At 58.3% G+C, this 25,948-nt stretch carries 26 protein-coding genes; 14 read left to right on the top strand and 12 right to left on the bottom strand.

Annotated elements, in window-relative coordinates; genetic code table 11:
- The first annotated feature begins 4 nt into the window (after positions 1-4).
- On the top strand, positions 5-2,275 hold the full coding sequence (clpA, locus tag QZ534_RS02055) for an ATP-dependent Clp protease ATP-binding subunit ClpA (RefSeq protein WP_296930877.1): 2,271 nt from the start codon (positions 5-7) through the stop codon (positions 2,273-2,275).
- Positions 2,276-2,378: 103 nt separating this feature from the next.
- Here the strand turns inward: clpA and infA are convergent, their stop codons facing one another.
- The 9 genes from infA to QZ534_RS02010 form a co-directional block, all read right to left on the bottom strand.
- Positions 2,379-2,597, bottom strand: a complete 219-nt coding sequence (gene infA, locus QZ534_RS02050) for a translation initiation factor IF-1 (RefSeq protein WP_008169200.1) — start codon at positions 2,595-2,597, stop codon at positions 2,379-2,381.
- An 80-nt stretch (positions 2,598-2,677) separates the two neighbouring features.
- Positions 2,678-3,391 (bottom strand): arginyltransferase, encoded by a 714-nt coding sequence (locus QZ534_RS02045; protein ID WP_296930876.1) that lies wholly within the window; start codon positions 3,389-3,391, stop codon positions 2,678-2,680.
- Positions 3,392-4,105 carry a leucyl/phenylalanyl-tRNA--protein transferase gene (gene aat, locus QZ534_RS02040; protein ID WP_296930875.1) on the bottom strand — a complete coding sequence of 238 codons (714 nt, stop codon included), beginning with the start codon at positions 4,103-4,105 and terminating at the stop codon, positions 3,392-3,394.
- A gap of 200 nt (positions 4,106-4,305) precedes the next feature.
- The gene (trxB, locus tag QZ534_RS02035) at positions 4,306-5,259 is read right to left on the bottom strand and encodes a thioredoxin-disulfide reductase (protein WP_296930867.1); all 954 of its coding nucleotides are present in this window, start codon (positions 5,257-5,259) and stop codon (positions 4,306-4,308) included.
- A gap of 141 nt (positions 5,260-5,400) precedes the next feature.
- Positions 5,401-6,312 carry an AAA family ATPase gene (locus QZ534_RS02030; protein ID WP_296930861.1) on the bottom strand — a complete coding sequence of 304 codons (912 nt, stop codon included), beginning with the start codon at positions 6,310-6,312 and terminating at the stop codon, positions 5,401-5,403.
- A 7-nt stretch (positions 6,313-6,319) separates the two neighbouring features.
- Positions 6,320-7,243 carry a carbon-nitrogen hydrolase gene (locus QZ534_RS02025; protein WP_296930857.1) on the bottom strand — a complete coding sequence of 308 codons (924 nt, stop codon included), beginning with the start codon at positions 7,241-7,243 and terminating at the stop codon, positions 6,320-6,322.
- Positions 7,243-8,292, bottom strand: a complete 1,050-nt coding sequence (locus QZ534_RS02020) for an agmatine/peptidylarginine deiminase (protein ID WP_296930854.1) — start codon at positions 8,290-8,292, stop codon at positions 7,243-7,245. Before QZ534_RS02020 ends, QZ534_RS02025 begins: the two co-directional genes overlap by 1 nt.
- A 101-nt stretch (positions 8,293-8,393) precedes the next feature.
- Positions 8,394-8,696, bottom strand: a complete 303-nt coding sequence (locus tag QZ534_RS02015) for a hypothetical protein (protein WP_296930851.1) — start codon at positions 8,694-8,696, stop codon at positions 8,394-8,396.
- A 95-nt stretch (positions 8,697-8,791) separates the two neighbouring features.
- Positions 8,792-9,379: a PilZ domain-containing protein gene (locus tag QZ534_RS02010; RefSeq protein ID WP_296930849.1), complete on the bottom strand. Its 588-nt coding sequence runs from the start codon at positions 9,377-9,379 to the stop codon at positions 8,792-8,794.
- Positions 9,380-9,508: 129 nt separating this feature from the next.
- Here QZ534_RS02010 and QZ534_RS02005 point away from each other — a divergent pair, with 129 nt between their 5' ends.
- A complete protein-coding gene (locus QZ534_RS02005; protein WP_296930847.1) occupies positions 9,509-10,750 on the top strand; it encodes a lipoprotein-releasing ABC transporter permease subunit in 1,242 nt (413 codons plus the stop codon).
- Positions 10,743-11,453, top strand: a complete 711-nt coding sequence (gene lolD, locus QZ534_RS02000; protein WP_296930844.1) for a lipoprotein-releasing ABC transporter ATP-binding protein LolD — start codon at positions 10,743-10,745, stop codon at positions 11,451-11,453. Before QZ534_RS02005 ends, lolD begins: the two co-directional genes overlap by 8 nt.
- Here the strand turns inward: lolD and QZ534_RS01995 are convergent.
- The gene (locus tag QZ534_RS01995) at positions 11,441-11,986 is read right to left on the bottom strand and encodes a DUF2062 domain-containing protein (RefSeq protein ID WP_296930842.1); all 546 of its coding nucleotides are present in this window, start codon (positions 11,984-11,986) and stop codon (positions 11,441-11,443) included. The genes lolD and QZ534_RS01995 overlap by 13 nt on opposite strands.
- An 81-nt stretch (positions 11,987-12,067) precedes the next feature.
- Here QZ534_RS01995 and QZ534_RS01990 point away from each other — a divergent pair, with 81 nt between their 5' ends.
- The 9 genes from QZ534_RS01990 (at position 12,068) to murB (ending at position 20,993) form a co-directional block, all read left to right on the top strand.
- The gene (locus QZ534_RS01990; protein ID WP_296930839.1) at positions 12,068-14,500 is read left to right on the top strand and encodes a DNA internalization-related competence protein ComEC/Rec2; all 2,433 of its coding nucleotides are present in this window, start codon (positions 12,068-12,070) and stop codon (positions 14,498-14,500) included.
- A gap of 72 nt (positions 14,501-14,572) precedes the next feature.
- The gene (locus QZ534_RS01985; protein WP_296930836.1) at positions 14,573-15,199 is read left to right on the top strand and encodes a MotA/TolQ/ExbB proton channel family protein; all 627 of its coding nucleotides are present in this window, start codon (positions 14,573-14,575) and stop codon (positions 15,197-15,199) included.
- 5 nt (positions 15,200-15,204) lie between these two features.
- Positions 15,205-15,630, top strand: a complete 426-nt coding sequence (locus tag QZ534_RS01980) for a biopolymer transporter ExbD (protein ID WP_296930833.1) — start codon at positions 15,205-15,207, stop codon at positions 15,628-15,630.
- Positions 15,627-17,405: a lipid A export permease/ATP-binding protein MsbA gene (gene msbA / locus QZ534_RS01975; protein WP_296930830.1), complete on the top strand. Its 1,779-nt coding sequence runs from the start codon at positions 15,627-15,629 to the stop codon at positions 17,403-17,405. The genes QZ534_RS01980 and msbA overlap by 4 nt, the downstream gene beginning before the upstream one ends.
- Positions 17,402-18,448, top strand: coding sequence for a tetraacyldisaccharide 4'-kinase (gene lpxK, locus QZ534_RS01970; RefSeq protein ID WP_296930828.1), 1,047 nt, complete (start codon positions 17,402-17,404; stop codon positions 18,446-18,448). Before msbA ends, lpxK begins: the two co-directional genes overlap by 4 nt.
- 19 nt (positions 18,449-18,467) lie before the next feature.
- Positions 18,468-18,656 (top strand): Trm112 family protein, encoded by a 189-nt coding sequence (locus QZ534_RS01965; RefSeq protein ID WP_064230163.1) that lies wholly within the window; start codon positions 18,468-18,470, stop codon positions 18,654-18,656.
- Between the two features lie 27 nt (positions 18,657-18,683).
- A complete protein-coding gene (gene kdsB, locus QZ534_RS01960; protein ID WP_296930825.1) occupies positions 18,684-19,478 on the top strand; it encodes a 3-deoxy-manno-octulosonate cytidylyltransferase in 795 nt (264 codons plus the stop codon).
- On the top strand, positions 19,471-19,950 hold the full coding sequence (locus QZ534_RS01955) for a low molecular weight protein-tyrosine-phosphatase (protein ID WP_296930822.1): 480 nt from the start codon (positions 19,471-19,473) through the stop codon (positions 19,948-19,950). Before kdsB ends, QZ534_RS01955 begins: the two co-directional genes overlap by 8 nt.
- Positions 19,947-20,993: a UDP-N-acetylmuramate dehydrogenase gene (gene murB / locus QZ534_RS01950; RefSeq protein WP_296930819.1), complete on the top strand. Its 1,047-nt coding sequence runs from the start codon at positions 19,947-19,949 to the stop codon at positions 20,991-20,993. Before QZ534_RS01955 ends, murB begins: the two co-directional genes overlap by 4 nt.
- 57 nt (positions 20,994-21,050) lie before the next feature.
- On the opposite strand, the gene QZ534_RS01945 is transcribed toward murB, so the two are convergent.
- Positions 21,051-22,784 carry a proline--tRNA ligase gene (locus tag QZ534_RS01945; protein WP_296930816.1) on the bottom strand — a complete coding sequence of 578 codons (1,734 nt, stop codon included), beginning with the start codon at positions 22,782-22,784 and terminating at the stop codon, positions 21,051-21,053.
- A 127-nt stretch (positions 22,785-22,911) separates the two neighbouring features.
- Between QZ534_RS01945 and QZ534_RS01940 the strand changes: the two genes are divergently transcribed.
- Positions 22,912-23,526 carry a TetR/AcrR family transcriptional regulator gene (locus QZ534_RS01940; RefSeq protein ID WP_296930814.1) on the top strand — a complete coding sequence of 205 codons (615 nt, stop codon included), beginning with the start codon at positions 22,912-22,914 and terminating at the stop codon, positions 23,524-23,526.
- 1 nt (position 23,527) lies between these two features.
- Here QZ534_RS01940 and QZ534_RS01935 read toward each other — a convergent pair whose 3' ends face one another.
- Positions 23,528-24,025, bottom strand: a complete 498-nt coding sequence (locus QZ534_RS01935) for an Lrp/AsnC family transcriptional regulator (protein WP_296930811.1) — start codon at positions 24,023-24,025, stop codon at positions 23,528-23,530.
- Between the two features lie 145 nt (positions 24,026-24,170).
- On the opposite strand from QZ534_RS01935, the gene leuA reads away from it, so the two are divergent.
- Positions 24,171-25,865: a 2-isopropylmalate synthase gene (gene leuA / locus QZ534_RS01930; protein WP_296930808.1), complete on the top strand. Its 1,695-nt coding sequence runs from the start codon at positions 24,171-24,173 to the stop codon at positions 25,863-25,865.
- Positions 25,866-25,948 lie beyond the last annotated feature (83 nt).

The following is a 25,948-nucleotide window of genomic DNA, read 5'->3' as shown; positions in this document are numbered from 1 at the left end:
GCCCATGCTGAGCAAAGATCTAGAAATTACGCTGAATACGGCCTTCAAGAATGCCCGGGATAAGCGTCATGAGTTCATGACTGTGGAGCATCTGTTGCTGGCCCTACTGGATAATGAATCGGCAGTGGGCGTTCTGAAAGCTTGCGGCGCAGACCTCAAGCGGCTTCAGGAAGAGCTGGTCGAATTCGTGGATTCAACCACACCATTGATTCCCAGCAGTGACAGTGAGCGGGAGACCCAGCCCACGCTGGGGTTCCAGCGCGTGTTGCAGCGGGCGGTTTTTCATGTGCAGTCCTCGGGCAAGAAAGAGGTGACCGGTGCCAACGTGCTGGTAGCCATTTTCAGCGAACAGGAGAGCCAGGCGGTCTATGTACTGAAAAAACAGAGCATTGCCCGCATTGATGTGGTGAACTTTGTGTCCCACGGTATCTCCCGCGTCCAGGGTGCGGAAGATCAGGAGAGCCACGACCAAGCATCCCATGATGAAGCTGGCGAGGAAGGCGGACAGTCCAAGCCGCTGGAAAGCTACGCCACCAATCTGAATGAGCAGGCCCGTCAGGGCCGTATTGATCCGCTGATCGGGCGTGAGCATGAAGTCGAGCGGGTCGTCCAGATCCTGGTTCGTCGTCGCAAGAACAACCCGCTGCTGGTCGGGGAGGCCGGTGTCGGCAAAACCGCCATCGCAGAAGGCCTGGCCAAACGTATTGTCGATGGTCAGGTTCCTGACATCATTTCCGATGCGGTGGTCTACTCGTTGGACCTGGGGGCTCTGCTCGCCGGGACCAAGTATCGCGGCGACTTCGAGAAGCGTCTGAAAGGATTGCTTGCCGAGCTCAAGAAAGAAAACCATGCGATTCTGTTCATCGACGAGATTCACACCATCATCGGAGCGGGTTCTGCCTCCGGTGGTGTGATGGACGCCTCCAACCTGCTCAAGCCCATGCTCAGCTCCGGGGAAATCCGGTGCATTGGTTCAACCACGTTCCAGGAATTCCGGGGCATCTTCGAGAAAGACAGTGCCCTGGCGCGCCGTTTCCAGAAAATTGATGTAAACGAGCCCAGCGTTGAAGATACCTATCAGATCCTCAAGGGCCTCAAGCCCAGCTTCGAGAAACACCACGATCTGAAATACACCGACAAGGCGCTGCGTGTGGCCGCCGAGTTGTCGGATCGCTACATCACCGATCGTCATCTGCCGGACAAGGCCATCGACGTAATTGATGAGGCCGGTGCCCGCCAGAGGCTGCAGCCTGAAGGCAAGCGCAAGAAGACCGTTGATGTCACCGAGATCGAGGATGTGGTTGCGAATATTGCACGCATTCCGCCGAAGAACGTGTCTACCAGCGACAAGGATCTGCTGCGGAACCTGGAGCGGGATCTGAAGATGACCGTCTTTGGGCAGGATCCGGCAATCGAATCGCTGTCCACCGCCATCAAGCTGGCCCGTGCCGGACTGAAGGCGCCGGAGAAGCCGGAGGGTGCCTTCCTGTTCGCAGGGCCGACCGGTGTCGGTAAAACCGAGGTTACCAAGCAGTTGGCCAAGGTTCTGGGCATCGAGCTGGTGCGGTTTGACATGTCCGAGTACATGGAGCGCCATACAGTGTCACGGCTGATTGGTGCGCCTCCGGGCTACGTCGGCTACGATCAGGGCGGCCTGCTGACCGAATCTGTCAACAAGCATCCGCACTGTGTGCTCCTGCTGGATGAGATCGAGAAAGCCCATCCGGAAGTGTTCAACCTGCTGCTGCAGGTCATGGACCATGGCACGCTGACCGATAACAACGGCCGCAAGGCAGATTTCCGCCACGTGATTCTGGTGATGACCACCAACGCCGGCGCCGAAAGCATGGCCCGCCGGTCCATTGGCTTCAGCGAGCAGGATCACAGCACCGACGGCATGGAAATCATCAGCAAAACTTTCACGCCGGAGTTCCGCAACCGTCTGGACGGTATCATCCAGTTCGGTGACCTGCAGATGGACACCATTACCCATGTGGTGGACAAGTTCCTCACGGAACTGCAGGCGCAGCTGGACGAGAAGCGTGTGGTTCTGCATGTGGATGATGATGCCAAGGCCTGGCTCGCCGAGAAGGGCTATGACATCACCATGGGCGCCCGTCCCATGTCCCGTCTGATCCAGGACAAGATCAAGCGGCCACTGGCCGAGCAGATTCTGTTCGGGCGTTTGTCAGAGAAGGGCGGGGATGTCTTCATTCACCTTCGTGATGATGAGCTGGTATTCGAGTACGAGGACGAGCCTGCCGAGGCCGTCTGACCTTCTCGAGAAAGGGAAAACCGCTGTCCGGGTGACCGGCAGCGGTTTTTTTATGTGCTAACGAAAAAAGCCCCCGAAGGGGCTTTCAGATGTCACGGGAGCATCAACGGGCGCGGTATACGATGCGGCCCTTGCTCAGGTCGTAGGGAGTCAGCTCAACCTTGACCTTGTCACCTGTCAGGATGCGGATGTAGTTCTTGCGCATCTTGCCGGAGATGTGAGCTGTCACAACATGACCGTTGCTGAGCTCAACGCGGAACATGGTGTTTGGAAGGGTGTCGATGATAACGCCTTCCATTTCAATGGCATCTGATTTCGGCATTCAGTAGAAACCTCGCTTGGATATGCTTCTCGTAATTTTAAATTGCGCAATTCTGCCTGATTTATCGGCGTTTGGCAAAGTTAGCCTGGGTCCAGTTCACGCCAGTGGCCGTCTCGAAGCGCCTCGATCGGGCGAAACCGGGTTTTGTAGTTCATCTTCCGGCACTGTTTGATCCAGTAACCGAGATACAGATGGGGCAAACCCCTGCGGCGGGCTTCTTCGATTTGCCAGAGGATCGCGTAGGTGCCCAGGCTCCTGTCCTCCATGTCAGGGTCAAACACCGTGTAAATGGCCGAAAGCCCGTCGTCCAGCAGGTCCACGGCTGCCAGTCCTACGAGTCGATCATCCTTGTGGATCTCCAGGAACCAGGAGTCGGTTGCACCCTCTACCAGGAACGACGTGAACTGTTCCCGGGTGGGTGGGTACATATCGCCATCCTGGTGTCGCTGCTCAATGTAGTTGGCGTAGAGCTGGTAGTACCTTTCCGCGAAGGTGGCCGGCACCATGGTGCACTTCAGGTCGGAGTTCTTCTTGAGTACTCGCCGCTGACTTCTGTCCGGGCTGAAATCGTCGACCTTCAGTCTGACCGGGATACAGGCATTGCACTGTTCGCAGTGAGGGCGGTAATAATGCGATCCGCTGCGGCGGAAACCAAGGGCGGTGAGCTGACTGTAAAGCCTTTTATCGATATGGGCCCGCGGATCCACAAACATGGTGGTTGCCTCGCGGTCTGGCAGGTAGCTGCAATCGTGGGGCGGCGTCGCGAAGAACACCAGGGTTCTGAGATTGCTCATTCACTCCTCCGGCCCGGGCCAACGCCATCGGAAGGTCCAGTCGGTCTGATCCGGTTTCTGGTCGATGCTCATCCTGAGTATAGATAAAAACTCTTCCCGTGGAATAGTCCGTGCGCCCATGGTCAGAAGGTGCCGGCTTTCCACCTGGCAATCCATGATCCGGTAACCCCAGAGCTGTAACTGGTGCGCCAGGTGCACCATGAGAACCTTGGACGCGTTGGTTTCCAGGGAAAACATGGATTCTCCGAAAAAGCACCGGCCAATCGCCAGTCCGTACATGCCACCGGCCAGTTCGCCACGCTGGTTCCAGATCTCGATGGAGTGGGCGACACCCATGCGGTGGAGCTCTGAGTAGCTGGCGATCATCTCTTCGGTAATCCAGGTGCCTTCGGCCCGGGTTGAGGCGCAAAGGCGGATAATCCGTCCGAAGTGTTTGTCGGCGGTTACCTGGAAACGCTGCTGGTTCAGGGTGCGGCGCAGGCTGCGGGACACGTGGATTTCGTCTGGAAAGAGGACGCATCTCGGGTTTGGCGACCACCACAGGATGGGTTGGTCGTCGCTGTACCAGGGGAAGATGCCGTTCCGGTAGGCCAGGATGAGGCGCTCTGTGGACAGGTCTCCGCCGAGGGCAAGTAGGCCGTCCGGGTCGTCCAGGGCTTCGTTGGCGGGGGGGAACCAGAGTTGGTCCGGGTCTAGCCAGGGTAGTGAGGTCATCCTTCTCCGGCAATTACTGCAATGTTTCGGTTCTATTCTACAGAGTACCGGCCGGTGAGAGCCGCCTTCTGAAACACGCTGTGAATACGTCCTTGTACGCTTGGCTCCGCCATCCATGGCTCCGCACAGTTTCAGAAGGCGGCTCCCACCGGCCTTCGCAAACTTTTGAGTTCGCGTTCCTTTTCTTTACTCAAGCACAATCAGTCTTGCTGATCCAGAAACTTTTCCGCATCCAGGGCGGCCATGCAGCCGAAGCCGGCAGAGGTGACGGCCTGGCGGTAGACGTGGTCGGCTACGTCGCCGGCGGCGAAGACGCCGGGAATGCTGCTTTGGGTGGCCATGCCTTCGAGGCCGGAGCGGATGCGGATGTAGCCGTTCTCCATGTCCAGTTGGCCCTGGAACAGGTCGGTGTTGGGTTTGTGGCCGATGGCGATGAATACGCCGGCCAGGTCCATTTCCTGGGTGGAGCCGTCTTTGGTGCTCTTGATGCGCATGCCGGTCACGCCGGTGCCGTCGCCCAGGACTTCGTCGAGGGTGTGGTCCCAGACGATCTTGACGTTGCCGTTTTCGGCTTTTTCAAACAGTTTGTCCTGGAGGATCTTTTCGGCGCGGAGGCTGTCGCGGCGGTGTACCAGGGTGACCTCGTCGGCGATGTTGGAGAGGTACAGGGCCTCTTCGACGGCGGTGTTGCCGCCGCCGATAACGGCGACTTTCTGTTTCTTGTAGAAGAAACCGTCGCAGGTGGCGCAGGCGGAGACGCCCTGGCCTTTGAATTTTTCTTCAGATTCCAGGCCCAGGTACATGGCGGAGGCGCCGGTGGCGATGATCAGGGCGTCGCAGGTGTATTCACCGCCGTCGCCCTTGAGGCGGAAGGGGCGGTTGCGCAGGTCGGCTTCGTTGATGGTGTCATAGACGATGCTGGTTTCGAAGCGTTCGGCGTGTTTGAGCATGCGCTGCATGAGCTCCGGGCCCTGAACGCCGTCGTTGTCGCCGGGCCAGTTGTCGACGTCGGTGGTGGTGGTGAGCTGGCCGCCGACTTCAATACCGGTAATCAGGGTCGGGTTCAGGTTGGCGCGGGCTGCGTAGACAGCAGCGGTATAGCCAGCAGGGCCGGAACCGAGGATGATCAGTCGGGAATGTTTGGTGTCGCTCATTGAAGATTCTCTCACTGAAAAAACCGTACGTTGCCGGGCCCGGTTTCAGGGCCAGACGCTTCGGGGAAAGGAGCAAAGGCTAACATGAAAGGCGCGGTCTGCCATTCGTTTTGGCCAATTCCGCTTATAAAACCTTGCTATTTACTCAAGCACGGAAACGGTTGCCAGCAACTGGCGAACCCTTTCAGCACTTTTGCCGGATTCTCCCTGTTCGAGGCGGTGGGCTGCCACGGCGGGAAAGACCGCCTGGATGTCATCCGGTAGCACGTGATGACGGCCCTCCATCAGGGCCCAGGCCTTGGCGGCCCGTACCAGCCCCAGTCCCGCCCGGGGTGAAAGCCCGTATAGAAGGCCGGGCATTCTCCGGCTCTGTTCCAGCAATCTTTGTACGTAATCAAGAAGCGCCGGGCTGGCGGTAATCCGGGTTACGCCTTCCTGCAAGGTTTTCAGATCGGCCTGGGAGAGCAGCGTGGGGAGTTTTTCCGTCATGGTGCGACGGTCTTCGCCCTCCAGCAGTTCCCTTTCGGCCCGTGGGTCCGGATAGCCCAGCCGAAGGCGCATAAGGAACCTGTCCAGCTGGGATTCGGGCAGGGGGTAGGTACCACCCTGTTCGATGGGATTCTGGGTGGCAATTACAAAGAAGGGGTGGGGCAGTGGCCGGGTCTCTCCCTCGATGGACACCTGCCGCTCTTCCATGGCTTCGAGCAGGGCGCTTTGCGTGCGCGGTGATGCCCGGTTTATTTCATCTGCCAGCACCACCTGGGCAAAAATCGGCCCCGGATGAAATACCAGGCTGCCCGCCTGTTTATCGTACATGGAGTAACCAAGCACATCCGCGGGAAGCAGGTCGTTGGTGAACTGGATACGCTGGTAGCTGAGTCCCATGACTTTGGCCAGGGCATGGGAGAGGGTGGTCTTGCCCATGCCGGGAATGTCTTCGATCAGCAGGTGGCCCCTGGCCAGGAGCCCGCAGAGGGCCAGGCGCACCTGCTGGTCTTTGCCCAGGAGTATCTGGTTCAGTTCACTGACTACGGTATCGACCAGTTTTTTCATTCCGGGCTCAGTCCCTTACGCGTTTGAGAATGTCGCCGTAGGCGTCTATTCGGCGGTCTCTCAAATACGGCCAGATACGGCGAACCGATTCACTGCGGTTGCGATCCAGGGTGACAGCCAGAATGCACTCGGAGTTGTCATCGCCACGGGCCAGAAACTCGCCCTGGGGGCCACAGATAAAACTGTTGCCCCAGAAACGAATGCCATCGCTGTGTCCGGAGGGGTCCGGTTCGGTGCCGACCCGGTTGGGTGCCACTACCGGTAGGTTATTGGCAACCGCATGGCCCCGCTGTACGGTGACCCAGGCGTCCAGTTGGCGTGCCTGCTCGTCCGGGTCATCCGTTACATCCCAGCCGATAGCAGTGGGGTATATGAGCATCTCCGCGCCGGCGAGTGCCATCAGCCGGGCGGCTTCGGGGTACCACTGGTCCCAGCATACCAGCACGCCGAGTCTGCCAACGGATGTGTCAATGGGCGTGAAACCGCTGTGGCCGTCATTGAACTGGGCGTCGCCGGGCGTAAAGTAGAATTTTTCGTAGAAACCTGGGTCGTCCGGAATGTGCATCTTCCGGTAAAGGCCTGCGATGGAGCCGTCTGTTTCTAAGACGACGGCGGTATTGTGATACACGCCATTCATGCGCCGCTCAAAAATGGAACCAACCAGCACTATGCCCAGTTCGCGGGCCAGATCCGACAGGCGCTGGCTGGTGGGGCCGGGAATCGGCTCGGCCAGGTCGAAAACCGAGGTGTCTTCGGTCTGGCAGAAATACAGAGTGGCGTGGAGTTCCTGGAGAATAACCAGATCTGCACCGCCGGCCGCGGCTTCGCGGACCAGTTTCTCGGTAACGGCGAGGCTGGCGGTCTTATCACTGCTGCAGGCCTGCTGTATGGCGGCTATGTTGATCTGGTTTTTGCGCGATTCACTGCTCATCAACTGACTACTCCGGCTGGGATTTGCATGGTCACACAGTGGAGGCTGCCATGCTGGTAAATCAAGGGCCGGCAATCAATGGGCACTATCTCCCGGCTCGGGAAAATGTCTTTCATGACAAGGATGGCGTCTTCATCCTGTGGCACGCCATACACGGGCAGCAACACCGCATCGTTGATGATCAGGAAGTTTGCGTAGGTGGCGGGCAGGCGCTCACCGTCCTGGTCGTAGATGGCGTCTGGCCAGGGCAGAGGCGTCAGTTTGTAAGGGGAGCCGTCGGCCTGACGGAATTCCTGGAGCTCTTCTTCCATTGCCGCAAGCGCACTGTAGTGTTCATCGGCCACATTGGGACAAGCCACATAACAGATATGATCCGGCGCGCAGAATCGGGCCAGGGTATCAATATGGCTGTCGGTGTCGTCTCCGGCAAGGTAGCCATGATTGAGCCAGAGAATCCGGCTCACGCCCAATACCTCTGAGAGCAGCTGCTCAATGGCTGTCCGATCCATGGCCGGGTTTCGGGTCGGCGTCAGCAGACATTCAGAGGTGGTCAGCAGGGTGCCCCGGCCATCCGATTCAAAGGAACCGCCCTCCAGCACGAAGTCCACCTGTTGCATCGCGGTGGTGCCAAAGACACCGGCATTGAGCAGATGATTGTTCAATGCGTCGTCTTTTTCCGAGGGGAACTTTCCGCCCCAGGCGTTGAACCGGAAATCCAGAAGTGTGGGCTTGTCGTCACTCAGTATAGTGATCGGCCCATGGTCCCTTGCCCAGGTATCGTTTGCTGGCGCAGGAACCGCCTTCACACGGCCAGGGAAACCGCTTTGCTCGGCGAAGCGGTTCAGGTCCCGTTCCAGCTCCTGCAGACGGGCGACGTGTTCACAACTGATAACCACATGTTCGTATCGGAGAACGGCTTTCGCGATGTTCTCGAAGACTGGCTCCACCTCCTTGATCAGGCCTGCCCAGTCGGTTCCCGGATGGGGCCAGGTCAGCATTACGGCGCTTTGGGGGGCCCATTCCGGGGGCAACACTCGTTTGGTTGTCACTACGTCACCTTGAATCATAAAAGACGCCATTCTAACCAACGATTGGTTGAACGTCAGGACATGAGAAGGGAATTTCCGACCTGGAAAGGCCCCTCGGGCCTTCAGCGATTATGCTTGAGAACGGTATGGATAACCCGGTCGCCTTCGAAATAAACGACAAAGTTCTGGTAATGCCATTGGGTGATCGGTGGCTGGCCTACCGGGCCCTGAATCTCCATGGGCGCGCCCCAGGATGCGCGGACTGAGGACTGGCTCATACCGGAGCCCGGAAAGCTGGCCTGATCGCGATCGGCCTGGGCACCAACCGGCACCCGAACTTCTTCAGCTACCGCGGACGTCATCTGGAAAAAGGCCAGTGTGGCAGTCACTGCCAGTGCACCGAACAGGGTAGATTGTTTTCTCATTGATGGGTCTCCGTGAAAACTGGCGTCCTCGGAAGGACATGGATAAAGCGTAATATCCGAAAAAGACTAGCAAAAGTCACCCGTTTTTCCCCAGTCTACTCTTTTTGTCGCTGTCGAATCTGCCACCGCATCACATGCCGTGCGATTTGTTGGCGATCTCCGTCATCAATCCTGGCAAATTCCGTGTGAACCCTTGCTCCGCCTGAGGAATCAGGGTGTACCTCGAGAACCCGGGCAATCGCCTGTGGTTGGAAAAGTTCGGGCGGGAGGGTCATCCGGACAGCGGCCCGGTCTCCGGGTTGCCAGGCGGGGGTGCTGCTGGAGAAGGAGAGGCCGCCTTCGCTGAGGGTTACTTCCTGCCAGTCCTCAGGTTGCAACGGATTTTGCTCAAAGGCCATAATGCGCGCAAGCGTGTCCAGCTTGCCGTTCAGGGACTTGATCAGCCCGGTTAGCAGCCGGTCTCTCTCGGCTAGGCTGGCAAGCTGGGATTTTACGTCCTGGTCCAACCGCCTGAATTCAGCTTTCAGGCTTTCAAGGTGGTCACCATCGAAGGCATTCCCGTCCATTGGGGTGTCGGGTGCCAGCTTGCGGATCTCCAGGCCGATCCGGTCTTCAATGCGGTAAAAGTCCCGGCGTTCGGGTGAATAGTCCACCGGTTCGTTTGGGATGTCGGACGACTGCATCGCGGCTCCGGAAAGCTGAATTTTTATTGGTACAGAACAGTTTAGCAGTTTCCCTCCGTGCTGGAAGGTAGAAGGTACTCGGGAAAACCAGACCACGACAGACCTGAAGGTAGCAACAGGCACCTCTTCATGTTCAGACCCTTATCGTTTTACATTGGCTTGCGATACACGGCCGCCAAGCGCCGCAATCACTTCATTTCCTTCATATCCCTGACCTCGATGATCGGGCTGATGCTGGGCGTGGCGGTACTGATCATCGTACTGTCCGTCATGAACGGCTTCGACCGGGAACTCAAGCAGAGGATTCTCGGGATGGTGCCCCACGCCACAATACAGGGCGCGGGGCCCCTGGACGATTGGCAATCGGTTGATGCACGGGTGCAGGAGCATCCACGTGTGCTGGCTGCGGCTCCTTTCATTCAGGGGCAGGGTATGGTCACCGGCGGCGGGAATGTTCGTGGCGTTATGCTTAACGGCATTCTGCCGGAAGAAGAACGCACGGTTTCGATCATCGAGAATCATATGATCGAAGGTGGGTTGGATGATCTGGTGTCCGGCGAGTTTGGCATCATTATCGGTCGCCTGATGGCGGCCAGCCTGCGTCTGCAGGTGGGTGACAAGGTGACCGTGGTGCTGCCTGAAGCCTCGGTGACGCCAGCAGGGGTGCTCCCGAGGCTCAAGCGTTTCACCGTCAAGGGCATATTCAGTGTCGGGGCTGAACTGGATGGCAACTACACCCTGATCCACATGGATGATGCCGCCAAGCTCATGCGCACCGGGGGTAAGGCTGAAGGCGTCCGCCTGCTCGTGGATGACCTGTTCGCCGCACCCAAGGTGTCGCAGCAGGCCGCTGAGGCCCTGGGCGGGCGCTACTACGTATCCGACTGGACCCGCACCCACGGCAATCTGTTCCAGGCCATCCGCATGGAGAAAACCATGATCGGCCTGCTTCTGATGTTTATCGTCGCTGTGGCGGCCTTTAATATCGTTTCCACTCTGGTGATGGTTGTCACTGATAAAACCGGTGACATCGCGATCCTTAGAACCATGGGAGCGACGCCGGGGCGGATCATGCGCATCTTTATCGTTCAGGGGGCGGTTATTGGTATCTTCGGAACCATCGTCGGCACCGCGCTGGGTGTCTTCGGAGCACTCAATATCAGTGCCTTTATCTCCTGGCTTGAGGGTGCGCTTGGGCATCAGTTCCTCAGCGCAGATGTCTACTTTATCAGCTACCTGCCGTCCCAGCTGCAATGGCAGGACGTTTTCATAATCAGCGGCGCCGGCCTTGCCATGAGCTTGTTGGCAACCATTTACCCGGCCTGGCGGGCCTCCAGGGTAGATCCGGCGGAGGCGCTTCGCTATGAGTAAGGAATATTCGGCTATGGCGCATTCTGCCCCGGTGATCGACTGTCGCCAGGTGACCCGGACCTACAATGAGGGCCCCGGAAAGCTGACCATTTTTTCAGACATCTCACTGGAAGTTGCCCAGGGTGAGACCGTTGCCATCGTTGGCAGCAGCGGTGCGGGGAAAACCACCTTGCTGAACCTTCTGGGCGGGCTCGACAAGCCGTCGTCCGGCCAGATCTCTATCTGCGGTGAGGACATTCATCGGCTCTCTGAAGCTCGGCGGGCGCGGTTCCGCAACGCCCATCTGGGCTTTGTCTATCAGTTTCACCACCTGTTGCCGGAATTTACCGCGCTTGAGAACGTCATGATGCCCTGTGCCCTGGGTGGTATGGCGGTATCCAAATCGCGAGACAAGGCAAGCAGTTTGCTGGAACGAGTGGGTCTTGCCGAACGGCTGGATCACAAGCCTGGCGAGCTCTCTGGCGGTGAGCGTCAGCGGGTGGCTATAGCGCGTGCGTTGGTCAATGAGCCGGACTGCGTGCTGATGGATGAGCCGACCGGAAACCTGGATGAGCACACCGGCGAAGGCGTCCAGGCACTCATCGAGTCCCTCAGGGATCAGTTGGGCATTGCCTTTGTGATGGTAACCCATGATATGAAAATGGCCCGAAGCCTGGGGCGGGTCATGCGGCTTGAGCAGGGCCGGTTGATTCAGGAAGTCTGATCAGCCGCCCGACGGCGCCTGAGTCTTGCAGTGCGCCGCACCTGCCAGTCGGAGCGGATTTTCCTGCGCCAGAGATACTGGATGATCAGATAGGCCAGGCAAGCGGACACGGTGGCAACCACCAGGGACCCGAGATAGAGGGGAATACCGATATCCAGCAGCCGCTCGCTGATCCAGGACCAGGACAGTTCAAATTCAAAACTCAGGACAGGGCGGTCCAGGACCCAGGCGCCGATCTTGTAGTTGAAATAGAACATTGGCGGCATGGTTACCGGGTTACTGATCCAGACCAGAACAACCGACAGTGGCAAATTGGCATTGAACCAGATAGCAAAAAAAGCTGCTGCGAGCATCTGGAAAGGCATGGGAATAAAGCAGAACCAGATGCCGACGAGAAAGGCCCTGGCGACACAGTGACGGTTGATGTGCCAGAGGTTTGGCTCATGAAGAATATCGCCCAGAAAGCTCAGCGACTGCATCGCTTGCACCTTCTCTGGTGAGGGCAGATAGCGTTTCATGAACTTCTTTGGCATTGGAAGTTCTGCCTTTAAGCGGAGTTAGTAAACCGGCTCATCGGATGGCGCCGGTGTTTATTACAAACAGGAGGACAAGGATTGTCCGGAAGTATCAACCGCCCGGCATGCTCTCACGGCAAGTCCGGTTTTGCAGTAGTGGGCATTATCGCCTTCTCTTGTGGCGTCATCTTACTGTATTGGCTGCCGATACTGCCACCTCCTGAGTGGTTGATCGCCGCGATATTGCTGCCCGTTCTTGCCCTGTCCTGTGCTTTATCGCCCCTTGCCTCCCGGCTCACCGTGTTCGGCCTGGGCCTTGTTGTCGGGCTGTCCTGGGCCTCCTGGCATGCCGGAGACCGTCTCTCGGCCGTCCTTCCGGCCAGTCTCGAAAGGGAGCGACTCTCAGTCTCGGGATACCTGTGCGACATACCGTCTCCCGGAAGCTTCAACAGCTTACGTTTCAGCTTCTGTGTCACCCAGTGGCACAACCTTCCCATCGAAGCCGGACGCGAATCAAGGATGCCGGACCTGCTCAGATTGGCCTGGTACGGTCACGGGGATGCACACCTTCCCGCCCAACGCCTGCGGCTGGAGGTGATGCTCAAGCGGCCCCATGGCACCTTGAATCCTGCCGGTTTCCGCTACGAGGACTGGCTCTTTCGTAAGGGGTACCGGGCCACGGGAAGCGTGCGTAGTGTTCGGGTTGACCCGACGGTAATGTGTTCGCTGTATTGCCAGTACCGGAGTCTCCATCTATCACTCAAAACCTGGACCACGGAGCGGTTTGGTGATGCCAGGCATTTTCCACTGGTGTCCTCGCTGTTAATTGGCCATCGCGGCCACATGGAACAGAGGCACTGGGATGTCCTCAAGGCGACCGGCACCATTCACCTGGTGGCGATATCGGGGCTGCATCTGGGGCTGGTTGCGTTGGGTGCCGGCTTTTTATGCAGGCGACTGTTGCTGGCGTTGCCGGCCCGAACGGTAAGTGATCAGGCAAGACGTTGGATTGTCTTCACATCGGTTCTGAGTTGCTGCCTGGTTTACGCCCTGGCGGCCGGCTTTACCGTGCCGACACGTCGGGCTCTGGTCATGGTGGTTGCAGGCGGTTGGCTGATTCTTATGAGTCGTCAGGCGCCGGTTTGGCAGGCCTTCCTGGCTGCACTGGCGGCTGTTCTTCTGCTGGATCCCTTTGCGCCCCTGGACCAGGGTTTCTGGCTGTCCTTCACGGCTGTCGCCGTGCTGATTGCGGTGTTCTCGGCGCGGCTTGCGGGAACCGGCTCGTTGACCGGGCTGGTGCTTGCGCAGTTCGCCGTCTTCGGGGGGTTATGGCCAATTCTGGAGGTGTTTGGGCAAGGACAGCCCCTGGTTGGTTTGTTGGCCAATGTCGCGGCGATTCCGTGGGTGTCCTTCGTTGTCATGCCATTGCTGGTCACAGGCGGGTTGATTGTGGCCGTCGCTCCGGCGTCTGCCGAGCTGTTTGTGCCGCTGTTCGATTGGGCACTGGGCGTGCTCTGGTACGTGCTTGCATGGTTAGCGGAGTGGCAGGCGCCGGGCATAGAAGCGAGTGTTCCGGAGATTGTTGGTTGGGCGTTACTGACTGTGGTCCTGGTGTTTATGCCGTTTGCGAGATTTCGCCTTGTTGCGGCCCTGTTGGCGGTGTTGTGGCTGATGTACCCGGGCCCGACGTCGGTGAAAAATCCCTATTTGCGCGCGCCGGAAATACGGGTCTGGGATGTTGGTCAGGGCCTGTCGGTACTGGTCCGTCATGGGCATGAGGTGTTGGTCTACGACACAGGGCCTGCCGTTCCGGGTGTATTCTCCGCTGTTGAATCGACCCTCCTGCCCAACCTTAAGGCTGAGGGCATCAGGCGGATCGATACCCTGGTGATCAGTCACGCCGACAGCGATCATGCCGGCGGTGTATCCGAACTGACCCGGCAGATCGAAGTCGGAAAAGTCATTTCTGGCGAGCCGGCTTCCGTCAGACAGCAGGTTGCTGATCGGACTGTCTCGGGCTGCAAGCGCTTAACCCAGCAACTGGGCGGTTTGGTTCTGGAGTTTTGGCAGGGGGAGGGTGCGAAAGAAGGTAACGATGCGTCCTGTGTTCTGCGGATTTACCATCCCGAATCAGGCACCGAATGGCTGTTGCCGGGGGATATCACCGACCACATGGAAGCCCGGTATCTGGTTTATCTCGCTGATCGAGAGGAGCATCAAGTGCCGGTTACCCGAGTGCTTGTCGCGCCCCACCATGGCAGCAAAACGTCCTCCTCTGAGGCCTGGGTCAAGGCGTTGAAGCCGGACCAGGTGATCTTTACCGCCGGCTATCGACACCGGTATGGCCATCCCCATCCAACGGTTACCGCCCGCTACGACGGAATCGGGGCCGTTTCCCTGAATACAGCCTGTTCCGGCAGCATCGTGATGACTATTGTCGATAACCAATTGGCGTTAAAGGAAATGCGCCATCAGTCGCCATTCTGGATTGGCGGCCCGGGGCTTGCCCGTGCTCAATGTAAAATACCGTGACATTGCAGGTGTGGCCTCCACCGGTAGCTATGCTAAAGTAGCGCGGCTTGTAAACAATGAGGGAGACCAAGCGTGTTCGAGCTGTTGAAAGCCGGTGGCATTCTGATGGTGCCAATTGTTGCCTGTTCCATTCTGGCGCTGGCCATCATTCTGGAGCGTTTCTGGACCCTTCGCGCCTCCAGGGTAGCGCCTCCCCAGACCATTAACGAGTTATGGCGCTGGATCAAGAAAAAAGAGCTCAATGGCCGGAAGCTGAAAGCCCTGCAGGGTTCCTCCCCCCTCGGTCGTATTCTGGCCGGTGGCCTGCTTAACGCGAAGCATGGCCGGGAGATCATGAAAGAGAGCATCGAGCACGAAGCGAGCCAGGTCATTCATGATCTCGAGCGCTTCCTGAACCCCTTGGGCACCGTAGCGACCATTACCCCACTGCTGGGTCTGCTGGGCACGGTTATCGGCATGATCAAGGTATTTGCCGAGATCCAGCTGGCCGGGGTTGGCAACGCGGGCAATCTGGCGGGCGGCATCTCTGAAGCGCTGATTACCACGGCCGCCGGTCTGAGCGTGGCCATTCCGGCGCTGATCTGCCACCGCTACTTCATCCGTCGGGTGGATGAGCTGGTTGTCAGTATGGAGCAGGAAGCCATCAAGCTGGTTGAGGTAGTGCACGGAGACCGCGAAATCGACGTGGAAGGAGCCTGAACGCCGTGAAGTTCAAGCGCCAGAGAAGCCAGGAAGTCGGGGTAGACCTGACACCACTGATCGACGTGGTGTTCCTGCTGCTGATTTTCTTTATGGTTTCCACAACCTTTACCCGGGAAAGCCATCTGCAGATCGAGCTTCCCGAGTCCAGTGGTGAGCCTGCGCCGGCATCGGAAGTGCAGCAGATTGACGTGGTGATCAATGCCGAAGGGCAGTACATCCTGAACGACCGGACCCTGGTCAACAACCGGCGAGAGACGCTGGAGCGGGGTGTGCGAGAGCTGGCTGAGGGCAACAATTCACTGCCGTTTATTATTACCGCCGACGCCCGTACGCCCCACGAGTTTGTGGTTCGTGCCATGGACGTCGCAGGCCGTCTGGGATTTGCCAAGCTCAGCATTACTACCGAGCGGGAGGCTGAAAGCCAGTGAAGGTAAGCGAGCCTTTGCCTGATCCTTCGGCGGGGTTGCCAGCGGGCAGTTGGGAAACCTACAAACGCCTCCTCGCTTATGTGAAGCCCTTTCTGCTGGCTTTTTCCCTGGCGGTGCTCGGGAACATCATCTATGCCGCCGCCTCGACCGGTATGGCGGCTGCGATGGAATACGTCATTGCAGCCATTGAGAACCCGACCGACCAGAACCGCCTGATGCTTACCCTGGTCATCGTGGGGGTGTTCGCATTCCGCGGGCTGGGCACCTTCCTGAGCCAGTATTTCATCAGTTATGTCGGCCGCCAGGTCATCAATGCACTACGCAATGATGTTTTCGATCGACTGATGACTTTGCCCTCCCGTTATTTTGATGACAATGCGGCGGGTCGTCTGGTTTCCAAGCTCACATTCAACGTTGAGCAGGTGGCGGAGGCTACAACCAACGCTGTAACCATTACGCTACGGGAAGGCCTGACCATCGTCGGCTTGCTGGGCTACATGTTCTACACCAACTGGAAGCTCACGCTGATCTTCCTGGCGGTAGGGCCGCTCATCGCGGCGGTCGTAAGTTATGCCAGCAAACGCTTCCGCAAGATCAGCAAGCGTATCCAGGGATCCATGGGCGACATAACTCACGTGGCCTCCGAATCAATTACCGGCTACCGCGTTGTTCGCACCTTTGGTGGGGAAGACTATGAACGCCAACGTTTTCAGGAAGTTAATAATAAGAACCTCAAGCAAAGTCTGAAGATGGCGTCTACCCAGGCCATCAGTGTTCCGGTGATTCAGGTGCTCGTGGCCATCGCCATTGCGGGCTTGGTCTGGATGATGCTCGCGCCAGAAATCCGTGGTGAAATGACCACGGGGCAGCTTGTTGCCTTCATCACTGCTGCAACCACCATGGCAAAGCCAATCCGCCAGGTTACGTCGGTCCACGCCAAGATCCAGAAGGGTGTCGCTGCGGCCTATGATGTCTTCGAAACCATTGATGAGTCCCCGGAGCAGGATCCGGGGACTTATTCTCCAGATCGCGTTGAAGGCGACATCGAATTTGATGACGTGGCGTTCCGGTACCGCGACCAGTTGGACAACGTGCTTGAGGGTATTTCACTCAACATTCCGGCCGGGCAGAGCGTGGCTCTGGTCGGTCGCTCCGGGAGCGGAAAATCCACGCTGGTGAGCCTGTTGCCGAGGTTCTACGAGTACACCGGCGGCGATATACGGATCGACGGCCATTCGCTGCGTGATTTTTCCCTGAAAGCCTTGCGGAAACAGATCGCTCTGGTAACCCAGAATGTTGTCCTGTTCAACGACACCATCGCTGCCAATATTGCCTACGGTTCGTTGAGGGACTGCACACCGGAGGAAATCCGGGAGGCCGCCGCCAAGGCCCATGCGCTGGAGTTTATCGACCGAATGCCGGAAGGCCTGGACACGATGATCGGCGATAACGGTGTGATGCTCTCGGGTGGACAGCGGCAGAGGCTCGCCATCGCCCGGGCACTGCTCAAGAATGCACCGATCCTGATTCTCGATGAGGCCACCTCGGCGCTGGATACCGAATCTGAACGGCACATCCAGGAGGCCCTGGAAACAGTCATGAGAGGACGTACCACATTGGTTATCGCGCATCGCCTCTCCACTATCGAGAAAGCCGACAGGATTCTGGTGATGGAAAATGGACGAATTGCAGAATCCGGCCGCCATGATGAGCTTCTTGCTGCTGGCGGCGCATATGCCCAGCTGCACCAGATGCAGTTCAGCGATCAGCCATGAACGCGTTGCAATCTGCCATGAGCGCGCTGGTTGAGCGTCTCTGGTATGGCAGCAAGCGCCCGCTGGCTTTTCTTGCACCGCTGTCGTGGCTGTACCGAAGCATCGCGGAAGCCCGGCGGCGCGCTGCCTGGGACGCGCGGGATGCCTCTCTCCCGGTTCCGGTCATTGTGGTTGGCAACATCACCGCTGGTGGAACCGGGAAGTCGCCACTCACCGCCTGGCTAGTCTCTGAACTGGTATCGGCTGGCTGGCGGCCGGTCATTCTCAGCAGGGGGTATGGCGGTGATGCGGGCCAATACCCGCTGGCTGTCGCGGCGGACACCAGTCCAGACGAGGCCGGTGACGAGCCGGTGATGCTGGCGCTCAGCACCGGGTGCCCGGTGGTTGTTGATCCCCGGCGTCGACGCGCCGCAGATTATGCTCTCGAGAATAACCTCGGTGATTTGCTGATCTGTGACGACGGTCTACAGCATTACAAACTGCCCAGGGATCTCGAGCTATCGGTATTTGATGGGCGGCGGGGCATCGGCAACGGCGCCCTGATTCCCGTCGGCCCCCTGCGAGAGCCGATTTCGCGGCTTGCTTCTGTGGATTTTGTTATCGTAAACGGTAAGGAATTTTCGGAGCAGGCGCTTGAGACTTTTGCTGGCGTCGACCATCCGGCCGTCTATTCCATGGATCTTGAGCCCGCTTCCCTTGTTCACCTGAAGACGGGTGTTTCCAGGCCGGTTGGAGATCTCGATGGGAAGACTGTGACGGCGGTGGCCGGGATCGGCAATCCGGCCCGCTTTTTCGATACACTCAGAGCCTTGGGTGCAGATGTTACCGAGAGGGCTCTCCCGGATCACCATCGGTTCCGCCCTGAGGATCTGACGACCGACAATGGAGAGTTGATTGTCATGACGGCCAAGGACGCGGTGAAATGCCGGGACTTCGCGCCCGAAAATGCCTGGAGCCTGGTGGTTGAGGCCAGATTGCCGGAGCAGTTCCGGGATGCCTTTCTGGCCCGGGTTAGCCAGTGTGCCGAACCGTTAACTTCGTGATATCAAGTGAGTAAGCAACATGGATAAGAAACTGTTGGCGATGCTGGCCTGCCCGGTCTGCAAGGGCGATCTCAAGCTCAACGAGGACAGAACCGAGTTGGTCTGTTATCAGGATGCCATGGCATTCCCGATCCGGGAGGGAATCCCGGTGATGCTGGCTACAGAGGCCAGGACCCTGTCCACCGATGAGCGCCTGCACAAGCGCTGAACCCAAGTCCACCAGGGTAGATACTTCATGTCTTTTACCGTTGTGATCCCGGCGCGCTATGCCTCCAGTCGCCTACCAGGTAAGCCGCTGGCGGACATTGCCGGAAAGCCCATGATCCAGCATGTTTGTGAGCGTGCTTCAGAAAGCCGGGCAGACCGGGTGGTTGTAGCCACTGACGACGACCGGATTCGCACCGCCTGCGAGAGCTTTGGTGCCGAGGTGGTCATGACGTCTCCGAATCACGCCAGTGGCACCGACCGACTCGAGGAAGTCGCCCGGGCGCTTGGATTCGACGCCGACCACCGGGTAGTCAACGTGCAGGGCGATGAACCCCTGATTCCGCCAGAGCTGATCAATCAGGTGGCAGACAACCTTGAGTTTTACCCGGAAGCCGCCATTGCCACCCTGTGCGAACGAATTCATGACCCGGAGCAGGTCTTCAACCCCAATGTGGTCAAGGTGGTGTTTGATCACCAGGGGATGGCCCATTACTTCAGCCGGGCACCCATTCCATGGGCCCGGGACCAATGGCAGGAGGGTACGCCGCTGACGGGCGTCGACATATCCTTGCCACACAATATGGGTTACTTCAGGCATATCGGAATTTATGGTTACCGTGCTTCGGTGCTTGCACAGTTTGTCAGTTGGGCGCCTGCCCCCACAGAGGTTAGCGAATCCCTGGAACAGTTGCGGGCGCTATACAACGGTGCCCGGATCCATGTGGATGTGGCTGCCGTGAACCCGCAAGGTGGCATTGACACCGAAGCTGATCTGCAACGGGTCCGCAGCTGGCTGGAAAGGAGAGACATCGACCATGGCTGAACCGGTAAAGGTACTTTTTGTCTGTCTGGGCAACATCTGTCGCTCGCCCAGTGCCGAAGGTGTGTTTCGCTCCCTGGTGCAGCAGGCGGGCCTCGCGGATAGGGTTCACATCGACTCCTGCGGCACCGGCCACTGGCATATTGGCAAGAGCCCTGATACGCGTGCCCAGGAGGCTGCTCGGCGCCGGGGTATCGATATCAGCGGATTGCGGGCACGCCAGTTCAGTCCAGAGGATCTGGATAGCTTCGATTACGTGCTGGTGATGGATCGACAGAACCTGGCTGATATAAAGGATGTCTGGCATCAGAATGGCGGCACTCGGCCGGCACTTTTTCTTGAGTATGGTCGATCGTCACATCAGGAAGTGCCAGACCCGTATTACGGCGGTGACGAAGGTTTCGAAACCGTGCTTGATCTGATTCACGATGCGGGCGAGGGGCTGCTGGCGGATATCCGGGGGCGCCTGGCTTGAGTCAGCGGCCTGAGATCCGTGAGAACGTCGAGCTGAGGGCGCTAAACACCCTGCACGTTCCGGCCAGGGCCCGCTTTTATGTGGAGGCTCATAGCGCGGACGAGCTGGTCTCGTCATTGGACTGGGCTGCGTCCGAGGGCCTGGAAGTGCTGATTCTCGGTGGTGGCAGCAATCTGGTATTGGCCGGAGATTTTATCGGCCTGGTGCTCCGTGTGGCCATTCGTGGACGCCGCTGGGAGCATATCGAAGATCACATGGCCACGCTGGTACTTGGCGCCGGAGAGAACTGGCATGAGGCGGTCGTGTACGCGGCCCGTGCCGGTTACCGCGGCATCGAGAATCTGGCGTTGATTCCCGGAACCGCGGGTGCGGCTCCGGTTCAGAATATTGGTGCCTACGGCGTCGAACTCTGCGATTGCCTGGAATCGGTTACGGCGCTGGACCGCAACACTGGCGAGCTGGTGGTTCTGGAAAACGCAGAGTGCCGGTTTGCGTACCGCGATAGCCTGTTCAAGCAGACACCGGGCCGTTACGTGATCATCGAAGTCCGCCTGGCCCTTTCGCGCTCCAGGCCCCTGGTGCTCGGGTATCGGGATCTTCAGGAATACCTCGGTGACACGAAGGACTCCGATCTTGATCCCCTGCATGTGGCAGAGGCCGTTATGGCCATCCGGCGCCGAAAGCTGCCGGACCCGGATATCATTCCGAACGCCGGGAGTTTCTTCAAGAACCCGGTGGTGGACACCGCCACGTTTGAGTCTCTCCGGGAACGCGACCCCGATATCGTGGCGTATCCTCAAGAGCACGGCGTTAAACTGGCCGCGGCCTGGCTGATTGACCAATGTGGCTGGAAAGGGTTTCGTAACGCCAGGGTGGGCGTTCATAACCGTCAGGCACTGGTTTTGATTAATCACTCCGGCGGCACAGGTGCTGACATACTCGAGCTTGCGGAAACGATCCGCCAATCGGTGGGAGAGCGGTTCGGAGTGACGCTGGAAATGGAGCCGGGGATTGTGGGCGGTACCGAAAAACATAATCGCTGACGGCAACCTTTTGACAGGTTGCCGTCAGAACCAGGTCTGCCCGAGGCGGGCAGGGTTTTAAAGCCCTTTGCGGGGCGAAGCATTGATCAGGAAGGGGAGTGCGTCCGCCACCTGGACATCCTGTTTTTCCGCATCCCTACGGCCCTTGTATTCCAGGGTTCCTGCAGCCAGGCCGCGCTCGGACACCACAAACCGGTGCGGAATCCCAATCAGTTCCATGTCAGCAAACTTCACACCCGGACGCTCTTTGCGATCATCCAGAAGCACGTCGTAGCCGGCCTGGCGAAGCTGCTCGTAGAGCTTTTCGCCAGCCTCGGCAACCGTGGGTGACTTGTGGGCGTTAAGGGTGACAATGGCCACCTGGAAAGGCGCGATGGCGTCGGGCCAGATGATGCCGTTCTCGTCGTGGTTCTGTTCAATAGCGGCCGCGACAACCCGGGAGACGCCCAGGCCATAGCACCCCATTTCCATGGTCACAGTTTTGCCGTTCTCATCCAGAACCGTGGCGTTCATGGCGGTGCTGTACTTGTTGCCGAGCTTGAAGATGTGACCGACCTCAATACCCCGCCGGATTTCCAGGGTGCCCTTGCCATCCGGGCTGGGGTCGCCTTCAACCACGTTTCGCAGGTCTTCCACACGGTCAAGCTCTGCGTCCCGCTCCCAGTTTACCCCGGTGAGGTGGAAACCTTCACGGTTGGCGCCGCATACAAAGTCTGCAAGGTGAGCAGCGCTGCGGTCGACAATGACCGGCACATTGAGTTTAACCGGTCCGATAGAGCCTGCCTTGCACCCGACGGCCTGCTCGATTTCCTCGTCGGTGGCCATGGTCAGCGGCTCGGCCACGCCGGACAGATTTTCTGCCTTGATTTCGTTAAGGGTGTGGTCGCCACGCAGGACCAGTGCGACCAGCCCTGCGTTGCCATCTTCGTCTGCTTCTGCTTTCACCAGCAGGGTCTTCACCGTGCGGGTGGCATCAATGCCGAGCAGCTGCGATACCGCTTCAATGGTTTTCTGGTCCGGTGTGGCGACTTCTTTCATTTCCTCGGCCGGAGCAGGGCGGCTTCCAGTGGGTGCCAGCGCTTCTGCCTTTTCAATGTTGGCGGCGTACTCGCTGTCTGTGCTGAATACGATGTCATCTTCGCCGGAGGAGGCGAGTACGTGGAACTCATGGGATGCGCTGCCGCCAATGGCGCCGGAGTCTGCCTGTACGGCACGGTAATCCAGGCCGAACCGGTCGAAGATGGCGCAGTAGGTGCGGTGCATCAGCTCATAGGTTTCGTTCAGGGATTCTGCATTCAGGTGGAAGGAGTAGGCATCCTTCATGAGGAATTCCCGGGCCCGCATGACACCGAACCGGGGGCGACGCTCGTCCCGGAATTTGGTCTGGACCTGGTAAAAGTTGGCCGGCAGTTCCTTGTAGCTGCTGATCTCGTTCCGGATCAGGTCGGTAATGACCTCTTCGTGGGTCGGCCCGAAACAGAAATCCCGGCCGTGGCGGTCTTTCATTCGCAGTAGTTCGCCGCCGTACTGGGTCCAGCGCCCGGATTCCTCCCAGAGTTCGGCCGGCTGAACCGCCGGCATCAATACTTCCTGGGCACCACTCTTATCCATTTCTTCACGAACAATCCGCTCAACCTTGCGCAGGGTGCGCAGGCCCATCGGCAGCCAGGTGTACAGCCCGGCGGCCAGTTTACGGATCATGCCGGCACGCAACATCAACTGATGGCTGATGATCTCGGCGTCGGCGGGGGTCTCTTTCTGGGTGGCAATCAGGTAGCGGCTTGCTCGCATCGTGTCTTCCGTTTGTAATAAATCTGAAGTGTTAGACTAATGGACAGGCGGCGGTTTGCCCGCCGAAGCCTTTATTTGTCGTAAAGTGGCCATTATTGTACGGAGCCTGTTGCACAAGGTACAGATGATGACCGACGAATCTATTGATGTGGCCCCGCGGCGCCAGCCGGTTCAGGCGCGAAGCCGCGAAAGGGTCAACACCATCCTTAGCCATGCCGCCGCCATTTTTCACGAGACCGGCGTCGATGCGGTCAGCATGTCAGCGATTGCCAGGCAGTCGGGAATGTCGCTGGCTTCCCTGTACCGGTATTTTCCCAATAAGGCGGCTATTGTTCATGCCATTGCCGAACAGCATGTGGAGAAGATCGAGCGTGCTTTGAGGGAGCGTTTACAGGAACTGAGTCTGGTTGATGCGGTGGACGTTCTTATCGATCAGTTCTACGAGTTTTACCGTGATGAACCCCCCTATTCGGCGATCTGGAGCGGCGTGGAAGCCATGCCGGAACTCCGTAAACTGGACCTTAGAGAACTTTACACCAACGCCCGTGACCTGGATGAGAAACTCAAAGAGGAGTGCCCCAGGATACCTGAGGACCGCCGTTGGACGGCAAGCCTGCTGCTTCCAAGGTCTGCGGGCACTGTGCTGAGGCTGGCGGTGACCCTGCCAGAGGCACAGGGCCGTCAGTTGGTAGAGGAGCTCAAGTGTATGGCCCGGGCTTACGTTCGCGAGCTTGTAGCGTGAATCACGAAAGATACCCGAGGGGCAGGGCGGTACTGTCGATTACTCTGCGGAGTACAAAGCTGGAATGGACTCCACTGACTCCCTGAATACGGGTAATACGGTTCAACAGGAAATGATGGTAGTGGTCCATGTCCGGAACCACCACTTTCAGCATGTAATCGGCATCCTGGCCGGTGATCAGGTAGCACTCCTGCACCTCTGGGTATTCGGCTACCTGCTCTTCAAAGGCTGCAAAACGCTCTGGCGTGTGGCGGTCCATGCCTATGAGTATGATCGCTGTCAGTGACAGACCGAGCTTCTTGTGGTCCAGAATAGTGACGGTTCTGACAATGATGCCGGCTTCCTCGAGGGCCCTGACTCGCCGCAGGCAAGGTGAGGGAGACAGCCCGACTTTTTCCGCCAGTTCCTGGTTGGTGAGGGAGCCATCCTGCTGGATATGTTCGAGTATCCGACGGTCCATCTTGTCAATTTTGACGAGCGATTTCTGATTTGCGGTCATAAAATTCTACGAATCTCTCATATTCAGCAATTTATAGATTAGAAAATACCCCTTCCCGGTAAAGTTCGCAATCAAATACCAGCTTTATCGCGTTAACCTGTACACACTGAAAATTTCATCCCGGAAACCGCAAGGAATCACACGCATGGCTTTCGATCATCGCAAATACGTTGCGTTCAAACCTGTTGCCAAAACTGACCGGCGCTGGCCGGATAAGGTCATCGAAAAGGCGCCGACCTGGTGTGCCGTAGATCTTCGGGATGGCAATCAGGCTCTTGTGAAGCCTATGTCCGTCGCTCAGAAAACGCGGATGTTCGAGTTGCTGGTCAAGCTGGGATTCAAGGAAATCGAGATTGGCTTCCCCGCTGCCAGCCAGCCGGATTTCGACTTCTGCCGAAAGCTGATCGAAGAAAACCGTATTCCTGAGGATGTGAAGATCCAGGTGTTGACCCAGGCGCGCCCTGAATTGATCGAACGGACCTATGAAGCGTTGGCCGGCGCCCGCAAAGCGATCGTCCACGTGTACAACTCCACCTCCACCGTGCAGCGGGAGCAGGTATTTGGCCTGGATCGCGATGGTATCAGGGACATCGCCGTCAATGGTGCGAAACTGGTTCGTGACATTGCCGCCCGTCACCCGGAAACCGAATGGACGTTCCAATACTCACCGGAGAGCTTTACCGGTACCGAGCTGGATTTCGCCGCGGAGGTGATTGATGCTGTGAGCGAGGTCTGGCGGCCGGAGGAAGGGCAGCCGATGATCATTAACCTGCCTGCCACCGTTGAGATGGCGACACCGAATGTGTTCGCCGACCAGATCGAGTGGATCTGCGACAACATCAAGCGTCGTGAGCACATCAGCATCAGCGTGCACACCCACAACGATCGTGGCTGCGCCGTGGCGGCTGCAGAACTGGCGGTGATGGCGGGAGCCGACCGGGTCGAAGGTACCCTGATGGGCAATGGCGAGCGCACCGGCAACATGGACCTGGTGACCATGGCCATGAACCTCTATTCCCAGGGCATTGATCCAACTCTGGATCTGTCCGGCATGGCGGAGATCACCGAGGTGGTTGAGGCCTGTACCGAGATTTCCACCCATCCGCGGCACCCTTATGCCGGCGAACTGGTCTTTACCGCCTTCTCCGGCAGCCATCAGGACGCCATCCGCAAATGTCTGGCCCGCCGCAAGGATGGTGAGATCTGGAATGTCGCCTATCTGCCCATCGACCCGTTCGATGTCGGCCGCCGCTATGAAGAGGTGGTGCGCATCAACAGTCAGTCTGGAAAAGGTGGTGTTGCCTATGTTCTGGAGCGGGATTACAACATCAGCTTGCCGCGCTGGCTGCAGATCGAGTTCAGCAAGTTGGTCCAGAGAGAAGCGGAAACCAACGGTGGTGAGATCGACTCCCTGACCATTCATCGCCTGTTCGAGGATCGGTATCTGAAAGTCCACGCCGATTGGGCGCTGCGCTCTTACGACCTGCATCGGGACGAAGAGGGTGTTCACGCCGAGGTGTCGGTTGGTCGAGAGGCTTCTCCCATTCGCCTCGATGGTCATGGACTGGGCGCTGTTGAGGCCGTGTCGGAAGCACTGGAGAAGCGTTTTGGCATATCCATCGCAGTAGAAGCTTACGATGAATTCGCCCTCGGTGAGGGCACCAATGCCAACGCCCTTGCCTGCATCCGCTTGACCGCAAGCGATAGGCATTGCAGTGCAGCGGCACTGGCAGAAGACACGACGTCTGCAACCTTGCAGGCACTGTTTTCGGCGGTAGCCCAGGCAGTGGGCGTTGAAATGCCCAGAGAAAAAATGGAGGCGGAAGCGGCGGGCGCGTAAAACCTACCGCCCAGACGACACAAGCCGGCACGAGTGCCGGCTTGTTGATTTTCCGATGCCCGTGAGGGGCAAAGGACGGAGCG

The organism is uncultured Marinobacter sp. (genome assembly GCF_913055835.1).
Classification (GTDB): domain Bacteria; phylum Pseudomonadota; class Gammaproteobacteria; order Pseudomonadales; family Oleiphilaceae; genus Marinobacter.
Note: the sequence above shows the minus strand (reverse complement) of the source record. Positions and strands in the feature narration are given on the sequence as shown.